This is a genomic window from Shewanella sp. AC34-MNA-CIBAN-0136 (assembly GCF_040309945.1).
Lineage (GTDB): Bacteria > Pseudomonadota > Gammaproteobacteria > Enterobacterales > Shewanellaceae > Shewanella.
Window position 1 is genome coordinate 1 of sequence record NZ_JBEOPJ010000034.1, and the last position, 10,731, is coordinate 10,731.

The 10,731-nt window shown below is 41.1% G+C and carries 7 protein-coding genes; 3 read left to right on the forward strand and 4 right to left on the reverse strand.

Annotation, left to right across the window (positions count from 1 at the left end; genetic code table 11):
- Positions 1–48: 48 nt before the first annotated feature.
- Both AAEY94_RS20400 and AAEY94_RS20405 read right to left on the reverse strand, forming a co-directional pair.
- Complete coding sequence (locus AAEY94_RS20400; RefSeq protein WP_350979881.1) at positions 49–315, reverse strand: glutathione S-transferase N-terminal domain-containing protein; 267 nt, start codon at positions 313–315, stop codon at positions 49–51.
- A 28-nt stretch (positions 316–343) separates the two neighbouring features.
- Positions 344–3,766, reverse strand: a complete 3,423-nt coding sequence (locus AAEY94_RS20405; RefSeq protein ID WP_350979882.1) for a hybrid sensor histidine kinase/response regulator — start codon at positions 3,764–3,766, stop codon at positions 344–346.
- 256 nt (positions 3,767–4,022) lie between these two features.
- Here AAEY94_RS20405 and acs point away from each other — a divergent pair, with 256 nt between their 5' ends.
- Positions 4,023–5,975, forward strand: coding sequence for an acetate--CoA ligase (gene acs / locus AAEY94_RS20410; RefSeq protein WP_162023397.1), 1,953 nt, complete (start codon positions 4,023–4,025; stop codon positions 5,973–5,975).
- Between the two features lie 111 nt (positions 5,976–6,086).
- On the opposite strand, the gene AAEY94_RS20415 is transcribed toward acs, so the two are convergent.
- Complete coding sequence (locus AAEY94_RS20415) at positions 6,087–6,488, reverse strand: hypothetical protein (protein ID WP_101086789.1); 402 nt, start codon at positions 6,486–6,488, stop codon at positions 6,087–6,089.
- 246 nt (positions 6,489–6,734) lie between these two features.
- Here AAEY94_RS20415 and radD point away from each other — a divergent pair, with 246 nt between their 5' ends.
- Together radD and AAEY94_RS20425 are read left to right on the forward strand one after the other, a co-directional pair.
- On the forward strand, positions 6,735–8,486 hold the full coding sequence (gene radD / locus AAEY94_RS20420) for a DNA repair helicase RadD (RefSeq protein ID WP_350979884.1): 1,752 nt from the start codon (positions 6,735–6,737) through the stop codon (positions 8,484–8,486).
- A 79-nt stretch (positions 8,487–8,565) separates the two neighbouring features.
- The gene (locus AAEY94_RS20425) at positions 8,566–8,826 is read left to right on the forward strand and encodes a GrxA family glutaredoxin (protein WP_011636939.1); all 261 of its coding nucleotides are present in this window, start codon (positions 8,566–8,568) and stop codon (positions 8,824–8,826) included.
- Positions 8,827–8,893: 67 nt separating this feature from the next.
- Here the strand turns inward: AAEY94_RS20425 and AAEY94_RS20430 are convergent, their stop codons facing one another.
- On the reverse strand, positions 8,894–10,045 hold the full coding sequence (locus AAEY94_RS20430) for a DcaP family trimeric outer membrane transporter (protein WP_101086787.1): 1,152 nt from the start codon (positions 10,043–10,045) through the stop codon (positions 8,894–8,896).
- Positions 10,046–10,731: the final 686 nt, after the last annotated feature.

Consider the following 10,731-nt stretch of genomic DNA (forward strand, 5'->3'; position numbering starts at 1 on the left):
CACCAAATGCCATGAATGTTCCTCAGTTTTTAACCTATCTCATTATTTTTATTCATTCTTTTGTGGGGATTCGTCAGACTCAGAGCCCTCTGCAAGATACCCCATAATGGCATTCGACTCAGATAACACTCTGCCATCATCGAGTTCAATTGATGGTATTTTTCCTGCTGGATATTTAGCTAAAAACTCTGGTGTGTGCGTTTCACCTTTCGTGATACTCATTTCTTGCCATAGATGCTCAACACCTAGCATATTCAGCACCAGCTGCACTTTATAACAATTACCTGACATGCTATCGCCATAGGCTGTGATCATTAGTTGTCCTCAACGCTAAATAACTCACTTACTTTTTGACCAGACTAGAAATTAACGCGCGTAATGCGGCAGGTTTAACCATCTTAGCCATATAGTGATAGCCGCGTCTTTCGACATCATCAACCAACTCTTTATTGGTATTGGCAGTAATTAATATTCCAGGTAAATGTTCACCATAACGACTGCGAATACCATTCATCGCATCAATACCATTTTGATCATCATCTAAATGATAATCAGCTAACATGATGTCAGGGGCAACCCCTTTAAGCCCTAACTTAATTCGAGCATCAGCAAGATCTTTGGCACAAATAACCTCGCATTGCCAACGACTTAATAACGACTCTAGCCCCGCGAGAATGGCATCTTCATTATCAATACACAATACTTTAATGCCAGCTAAAGGCTGTAATAATGTTGGTAAAGGCTTAATGCTTATTTGGCTGACCGTTTCACCTAATGGCACGAATATAGAGAATAGAGAACCATGGCCTAAGGTCGAACTTACATGAATTTGATGATCAAGTACCTTGCTAATCCTATCGGCAATCGCTAGCCCCAACCCCAAACCACTGACATTACGACTACTGGGATGATTAAGACGTTTAAACTCTTTAAAAATTTCTTGTATATCAAACTCATTAATCCCACAACCCGTATCGAGTACTTGAATCTCGATAAAGTCACCTCGATGCCGGCAACCAAATAACACTTTACCACCTCGAGCATAACGATAAGCGTTGGTTAAAAAGTTTTGTAAAATACGCCGCAACAATGAAGGGTCGGAGTTCACCGTCGCGGTAGAGGGCACCATCGAAAAAGAAATTTGGCTGTCACTTGCCATTGCATCAAATTCAACCGATAAACCATTAATCACTTCAGCAATAGCAAAATCACGGCGGTTAACGTCCACCATGCCAGAGTCGAGCTTAGAAATATCGAGCAAATCGGTCAATAACTCTCCCGCTATTTTCAACGAACTATTCACATGAGTTAAGGTGGTGCGGGCTTCAAGATCCAGATTAGGATATTGTGATAACGATGCTGTAAATAATCTCGCGGCATTTAGTGGCTGCATTAAGTCGTGGCCCACTGCGGCTAAAAAGCGAGTTTTAGACGCGTGTGCCATTTCTTCCTGTGCTTTAGCTTCAAGTAATTCACTGTTTAACATTGCCAATTCATAGGTTCGTTCTTGCACCCGACTTTCTAATGTTTCATTGGCTTCCAGTAACGCCTTCTCTTGTAAGCGATATTGGGTAATGTCAGTAAATGTCATTACAAAACCGCCATCAGGCATTGGGTTTCCTTGAATTTTAATCACTTTACCATCTTGGCGTTCACGCTCAGATGTGTGCGGTGTTCCATTACGCATATGTTGAACTCGCACAGCAACCTGGTTTTCAATGTCTCCAGTACCACAAAAGCCGCGCAATGCATTAAATCGCACCACATCAGCAATAGGCATTCCTTGGACTAAAAAGCTTTCAGGGTACTGGTATAGCTCGACATAGCGATAATTCCAGGCAACTAAATTAAGATCTTTATCGACCACACTCATGCCTTCATAAGCATGTTCAATTGCGCCACGTAACATATCTTGGCTTAAAATAATTTTAGAGGATGCTTCATCAACGAGACTGAATACTTCATCCAGCGCCAAATCGCGGCCTTGCAGGACTGAGTCCATCACTAATGATGCACTTGATGCACCTAAAACCCCCGACAACATATGTTCGGTGTGAGCAATTAATTCTTCTGGGGCAGCTTTGTACCAACTGTCACTTTTTACTGCATCGGCTGAAAAACGACTAAAACTCTCATAAGCACGAGTAGGACTCACAAATCGGCTAGCCAAAATTAACAAATCTTGTTGCGAAATAGGCCCTTGACGTTTTTTTGAATCTTTTTTTGATGACCAAGGTTTAACAAAATTACTCGCTTGAATGCGCTCAGCAACACCAGCTCTAAACCAAATAGACCCTAGTACATAGCAAAATATATTCGCTAACAAAGCAATCAAAGTATCACTAACATTTGGGGTTATCGAATTGAGTAAGCCTGACTCACTACCGATCAAACGGGCTTCACCGGCACCTTGAAGTAAAATAAAACACCACAGGCTAAAACCGACAGCAAGGCCTAGATAGACACCAGCTCGATTGCCGTGCTTCCAATATAATCCGCCGACTAGTGCGGGCGCTAGTTGAGAAAATGCACCAAAGGACATCATCCCCAAATGTGAAAGTGAATCACTGTCGGTAAACAGTAAGTAACTCAAATAGCCGAAGCCTAAAATAACCACAATCGATAAACGGCGTACATTTAACAATAATTGAGAAAATTGGCTGAAGTTCTTTTCCCTTATTTGCCCCGTTCGCAGCAAAAATGGCACCAGCCACTCATTACTGACCATCACACTGATAGTCACCACAGCAACAATCACCATCCCCGTTGCTGCAGATAAACTACCTAACAAGGCAACAACCGCTAATATTGGTTGGTCTAGTGCCAAAGGCAAATTAATCACATAGGTATCAGCAGATACCGAATCACCCAAAATAATTTTACCGGCTAATGCTAATGGCGCGACAAACAAGCCAAACAAGGCTAAATAAATCGGAAATATCCAACGTGATTTTTTTAAAATATGCTCGCCGCCACACTCGACCACCATCACATGGAACTGCCTTGGCATACATAAAAAAGCGGCCATTCCAACAAATAGTTCAGGGAGAAACGACTCTAAACGAATGTGACTATTTTCGATTAATGCTTTATCTGATGCCTGCTGCCAAATATCGCCAAAGCCATCAAAAACACCAAAACTAATTACCACGCCGACTGAGATAAATGCCGCAAGTTTAACCAATGACTCAAACGCAATCGCGACCATCATTCCAGGATTATGTTCAGTCGCATCTAATTTACGCGTACCAAATAAAATGGCAAAAATGGCCAGTAACATGGTGATCAATAATGGCACCGCCACTGGGCTTAAGGGGGTATCATCAGGTTGAAATAAGTTAAGGCTAAACACCATTGCTTTAAGCTGTAGTGCGATATAAGGCATGATGCCAAACAATGCAATAAGCGTGACTAAAGCCGCTAATAACTGTGACTTGCCATAACGAGCAGCAATAAAGTCGGCAACTGAAGTAATGTTTTGTGCTTTAGACACTACAACCATTTTTCGTAGCATGCCAAACCCAAGGGTAAACACTACTATTGGGCCGACAAAAATAGGTAGAAATGACCATAAATCATTGGCAGACTGACCTACTGTGCCTAAAAAACTCCATGATGAGCAATACACCGCTAAGCTGAGCCCATAAATCCATACTTGAGCTTTTTGGTTTATTTTACTAAACCATCGCTCGGCACCCCATGCCAAAATAAACAGCAATGACACATAACACACCGCAATCACGGCCACGATTAAGGTTAAGTTCATGAAACGTCCGCTATCACTTTATTATTATTAAAAATCTGTTTTATTTTCATCTAAAACATCATGTATTGAGCAGAAAACAACCTACATAAGAGAATCGATATAAATAATCGACCAAATCTGCAGCAATCATTACCATATTAACACGTGCAACAGACTAAATATTAAGGATATTTTAAAACTAGACCAAGGTCTAATAGTGCAAACAGCCCGTTGCAGATGATACTTTAACCACGCCATTTTTAGAAAGGGAAGCCCCATGACCCCGCAGTCTCTTTACAAAGTTCCTAGTGACATTGCAGAAAACGCACTGGTTAATAACGATCAATATAAGAAAATGTACCAGGAGTCCATTATTAATCCAGAAGGTTTCTGGAGAGAACACGGCAAACGTATTGATTGGATTAAACCTTATACCAAAATTAAGAAAACGTCTTTTGATGATCATAATCTTTCGATTAATTGGTTTTATGATGGCACGCTCAATGCCTCGGCCAATTGTTTAGATCGTCACCTTGAAGAACACGGCGATAAGCTTGCTATTATTTGGGAAGGCGATGACGCCAACGAACAACGCAAATTAACTTACGCAGAACTGCATACGCAAGTGTGTAAGTTTGCCAATGCGCTACGTAGCCAAGGAGTTAATAAGGGCGATATCGTCACTATCTACATGCCTATGGTGCCTGAAGCTGCAGTAGCGATGCTGGCTTGTGCTCGCATTGGTGCTGTTCATTCAGTGGTATTTGGTGGCTTCTCACCAGACTCGATAGCGGCAAGGGTAATTGATGGAAAATCAAAAGTCTTAATTACCGCCGACGAAGGTGTTCGTGGTGGCCGTAAAATTCCTCTAAAACGCAGTATCGATGAAGCAATATCAAATCCTGATGTTACGTGCGTCGAAAAAGTCATTGTATTTAAGCGCACTGGTGGAGATGTAGATTGGGTTGAAGGCCGAGATGTTTGGTGGCATTCACTCATGGAAGTTGCTTCAGAATTTTGCCAACCAGCAGAGATGAACGCCGAAGATCCATTATTTTTGCTTTATACCTCAGGTTCTACAGGTAACCCTAAAGGTGTGCTGCATACTACTGGCGGTTATATGGTATATGCCTCGATGACACACGAATACGTGTTTGACTATAAAGCAGACGAAGTATATTGGTGTACAGCCGACGTAGGCTGGATTACTGGCCATTCGTATATGGTATATGGACCTTTTGCTAATGCCGCCACGGTATTAATTCATGAAGGCGTACCTAATCACCCTACTCCAGCTCGATTAGGTGAAATGATTGATCGACATAAGGTCAATATCCTGTATACCGCGCCAACCTTAATTCGCGCATTAATGGCTGAAGGTAAAGAACCTTTTAGTAGCTATAAAGGCGATTCATTGCGCATTATGGGTTCTGTGGGTGAACCGATAAACCCAGAAGCTTGGCGTTGGTACCATGAAGTGATTGGTCATGAGAACTGCCCTATCGTCGATACTTGGTGGCAAACTGAAACTGGTGGCATTCTGATTAGTCCATTACCTGGCGCAACTGATACCAAACCTGGCTCAGCGACTCGACCATTTTTTGGGGTACAGCCAGCACTGGTTGATAACATGGGTGATATTGTTGAAGGCACTGGTGAAGGTAACCTAGTTATCCTTGACTCGTGGCCAGGCCAAATGCGAACAGTGTACGGTGACCACGATAGATTTGCGCTGACGTATTTTAAAACATTCCGAGGTATGTATTTTACCGGTGATGGCGCGCGTCGTGATGAAGATGGCTATTATTGGATTACAGGCCGTGTCGATGATGTCATCAACGTTTCGGGACATCGCTTAGGTACTGCTGAAGTGGAAAGCGCTTTAGTGTCGCATGAACTCGTTGCTGAAGCGGCCGTTGTGGGTTACCCCCATGACATTAAAGGCCAAGGCATTTATGCATACGTCACCCTAACTCGTGGCATTGAGCCAACAGAAGAGTTACGTCAAGAACTTCGTCAATGGGTTCGTAAAGAAATTGGTGCACTTGCAACCCCGGATCTTATCCAATGGGCAAGTGGTTTACCTAAAACGCGTTCAGGCAAAATTATGCGTCGATTCTTACGTAAAATTGCGGCTAATGAAGTCACTAACTTAGGTGATTCTTCTACTCTGGCAGATCCTGCAGTGATTGATACCTTGATTGAGTCTCGCTTAAACAAAACAGAGTAATAAAATCAACTTATGATGTTCTATCCACCCTGAGAAATCCTGACCAATTTCTCTTTTCGCCCCTCGATTGAGGGGCTTTTTTTATCTAAAAATTAAGATTCATTGACGTTTTTATTTATCTGAAACCTTAGGCTGTGGGCCATAAGCAGTATCAATGGTGACATTATATGAATGATCATTTAGAGTCATTTTATAGCTCGTTGATTGGCCCACTTTAATCGTTATGGCTTTGTCACCTAATAGATCCGCACCATCATTAGATTCATCACGTAAACTTATCAACAAATTAACCTTATTATCACTATTTGCTGTCGACACTATGGTCACGCCATAGTCTCCTTCGACACTAAGTGACACAGATTCATTTAATCCCATCACAATTTTTGAAGCCGATGCAGTAGCATCATCTGAATGCTTAACCGTTTCTTCAATAGATAAACCAATGACAAGACCTTCTTCGGCAACGGCGAGGTGGCTAACCATTAACAGAGCGGCTAACGATAAAAATTTCATAATGTGTTCTTCCTGATGGTGATAAATTTCATTTTTATTAGTATCAATATCATCTTATTTCAATAGATGAATCTACACCAACTGATATAAAAAAACAGCGCTTAACACGCAAAAAGTACCATCCCAGTGTATTTATCATCTTTAACCATGACCAATTGATTTATTTAACGCATTTAAAACATCATGGTCTATCAATCATTGGCTATGTTAAGCTTTGTATAAACCAAAATAACACTACTCGATAACGTGAAACATTCATCTACTCAACCCGGAAATATCACCTTACGCGACTATCAGCAGCAATCAGTTGATGCGGCTATCGCTCATTTCAAGCACAGCCAACAATCAGCGGTGTTAGTGTTACCTACCGGTGCGGGAAAAAGTATTGTCATTGCCGAACTGGCACGTATTGCTAATGGTAATGTGCTGGTGCTAACCCATGTAAAGGAATTAGTCGCTCAAAATGCTGAAAAAGTGGGTTTGCTCACCCAAGAGGCCAATATCTATTCAGCAGGATTAAATCAAAAAAAGGCTAATGGCAAAACCGTGGTAGCCAGTGTTCAATCGGCCGCTCGCGCCCTAGAAAAATTCACTCAAGCATTTTCATTAGTGATCATTGATGAATGTCATCGAGTCAGTAATGAGTCTACCAGTCAATATCAACAACTGCTCACGCACCTTAAAGCGCGTAATCCTGACATTAAACTGCTTGGGCTAACCGCCACGCCTTATCGTTTAGGTTTAGGCTGGATTTATCGGCACCATTATCATGGGAAAGTAGGTAATACTGATAAACCTGTATTCGAAAAATGCATTTTTGAACTCCCAATGCGACCATTAATCAAGAAAGGTTACCTAACCAAACCGACCATTTTTGACGGGTTGAGTGCGCAATATGATTTTAGTGAACTGGTGGCGCATGACAGTGGTGAATACCCACAAATGGAAATCGATTCTTTATTGCATCATCAGGGACGAGCAACCACTGCAATTATCAAGCAAGTAAAACAACTTGCCGAATGCCGAAAAGGTATTTTAATTTTTGCAGCTACGGTCAGACATGCCAATGAAATCATGACTCTGTTAGACAACGATGCCGCCTTAATTACCGCTCAAACGCCACATAACGAACGTGATGACATCATCCATCGCTTTAAAGCCCAGAACCTCAAATACATTGTTAACGTTGCCGTATTAACCACAGGCTTCGATGCTCCTCACGTCGACCTTATCGCAATTTTGCGTCCCACTGCATCGGTGAGCCTATTCCAACAAATGATTGGCCGAGGGTTACGTTTAGCTCCCAATAAAGCAGATTGTTTAGTCATTGATTATGCGGCTAATGGTTACGACTTATTTTACCCAGAAGTCGGTCAAGCCAAACCCAATAGCAAATCAGTGCCAGTACAAGTGCATTGTCCTGTGTGTCAATTTGCTAATACTTTTTGGGGCCTAGTGGATGGCGATGGTGATATTGTTGAACATTATGGCAGACGCTGCCAAGGATTAATCAATGAGCAACAACAGTGTGATTTTAGATTTCGATCAAAATCATGCCCAGACTGTGGAGCGGAGAATGATATCGCGGCTCGCATTTGTCATAGCTGCCAATCGACCTTAATTGATCCCGATAAACGCCTAAAACAAGTACTTAATGCTCAGCATCATCATTTATTTAAATGTGAGCAAATGTTGTTGCACGATCAAGACAATAAGTTGCTTATTCAATACATTGACATTGAAGGTAATGATTTTAAGCAAACGTTTAACTTCGCGACACCAGCACAACGAAAAGCTTTTTATGCGGTATATGTTCTCAGTCATACCCGCACGCCAGGTATTCCCCATCCTCAATATAAGAAAGTCACTGATGTATTGGCGGATCAAACTCGATTCAGAAAACCCGATTTATTATTACTGAAAAAAAACAAACATCGTTGGGATTTAGTTGATTCATTTTTTGACTATCAAGGCAAATATAAAATCGATATGAGTTAAAACAAAATTAATTGCGTTGAATTATGATTTGAAAAGTACTTATGGTATAAATTGGCCATATCATTAAACAGGAGTCACCATGTTTGTAGTTATTTTTGGCCGCCCAGGTTGCCCATATTGTGTTCGAGCTGTTGAATTATCAGAAAAGTTAGCGGCGCAAAGTGAAGATTTTAAATTCAAATATATTGATATTCATGCCGAAGGCATCACTAAAGCGGATTTATCAAAAAGTGTGGGTAAAACGGTAGAAACTGTTCCACAAATCTTTGTTGATGAACAACCTATTGGTGGTTGCACCGAATTTGAAGCTTATGTTCGTCAAAACAACTTACTCAATTAAGTAAGCTTCTTAAATTTAAACTAAAAAGGCAACCGATCTGGTTGCCTTTTTGTTATCTGCTCAAATACTAAAGAGCATATTTCGCCGAAAACATAATCCGATTTAGGTCGCCATCAGAACCGTCTTCACGTTCATTTAAGGCATGCATAAACTCAACCCCAAATGTTAGTGGCTTTGAAGGTGAAAACAATAAGTTAACGTAACCAGAGTAAGCCTCTTTATTAACTGCACCACCGGTAAGCGCCACATCATTATCTGCGCTAAAACCTGAGAACGTCACACTAGAACGCCATTGCTCCGACCACCAGTGACGATATGACACAAAACCACCAAATGATTTAATCGCTTGAATTTCCCCATTGGTATCAAGCACGCCAGCGTTGGCATAATTTAGCGCCATATAACGACCTAACCCTTCCCCGTAAGTTGCAGTAAATTTGAAGTCATCTTTACCGACAGGAATAACACCCGCGAAACTGACACCATAACCTAGTTCTGATGTGTCATACGTTGTGGTACCAACAACTTGCTCTAGATCTAATTGCCTTACAATCGCCGCAACTGAAAATGCAGAACCACTGGCAGCACTAAAGTTATAGCGACCAACAAAATCAGGAACAACGCCACTGCCACTAGTAATTCGACCACCGCCGCTCAATGGCGTCACAGTTGTTTCAGGATTCTCAATTGAGAACTGCCAATTGCCACTGGTATAACGTAGTTGTGATTGTCTCACAAACGGTGTTCCATCAGCCGCACCGACAAAGTCTAGGTTTTCCGGTAAAGCACCAGGGTTTTGGAAAGTAGTCCACGTTTGCCCTACAGTCCAATTGTCATAACTTACAAATGCATGGCGAATACGTGGAGAGTAACTATTAGAAACTCGTTCATTACCATCTGTATGCGTCATAAAATCCAGTTCAATAAAACCAGTCAGTGTATGCCCTTCAACATCAGTAACCGTCTTAAAATTAAAACGTGATTCACGAGCTTGAAAGTCGACTACTTGCTTACCATTACCCGTCGTACCATAAATAGTGCCTGGCACATAAAACTGACGAGATAACGAACCTGAATCTGGCGCCCCATTGCCATAATCACTAAACATCACATCGGCTTTAATGTAACCACCAAAAGTCATATCTGTAGCAGCCTGAGCTCCCCCACTCATCGCCAATAACGCGCCTGCAACATAAAGACTGAGTTTTTGCTTTTTCATTATTATCTCCCTATTGATATTGTTCTAATCTTGAGCAATATGAGCCAATTAACAGTCATGTAACATTAGCAATAGGTCTATGAGACAAAAGTAGACAAGCAAAAACTAATAAATAGACTACTTCGAAAACAAGATGTTGTTTAATACAATGTAGATCTTGATGAGTTTGGACACTAAAGATTTATAAGAAATTAAACGCTAAATAAGCTGATAACAAAATACATCGACCAGTTACGACCTGGATTGGTTTCGTATAGCATCTTAGGCTCGCTGGAATATAATCATCGAACGCTATACAAATCTTGTAACGTAATAATAAGATTTAACGTTGATAAAAGGGATTATTAGAGGACATAACTAAAGGAGTAAAATAGTGGGTGATGAAAGGTTTAAACATTGGGGAAATGATTCAAAAGTCAACGGCAGCAGTTGATTTCACACAGAGTAACTGAACTGACGATCCATCTTGATTTTGCAAAACCTAATTATTATTGAAGTTAAAACAAACTATCCAGATTTAAACATCTGAAAATATACCGAGCTATTTTAGCCAATGATAAGTCTGGTATTCTGTGATGATTTAGAAATAATAGTGAGGGAATAACAGAGAAAGTGGTGGGTCGTGAAGGATTCGAACCTTCGACCAATTGGTTAAAAGCCAACTGCTCTACCAACTGAGCTAACGA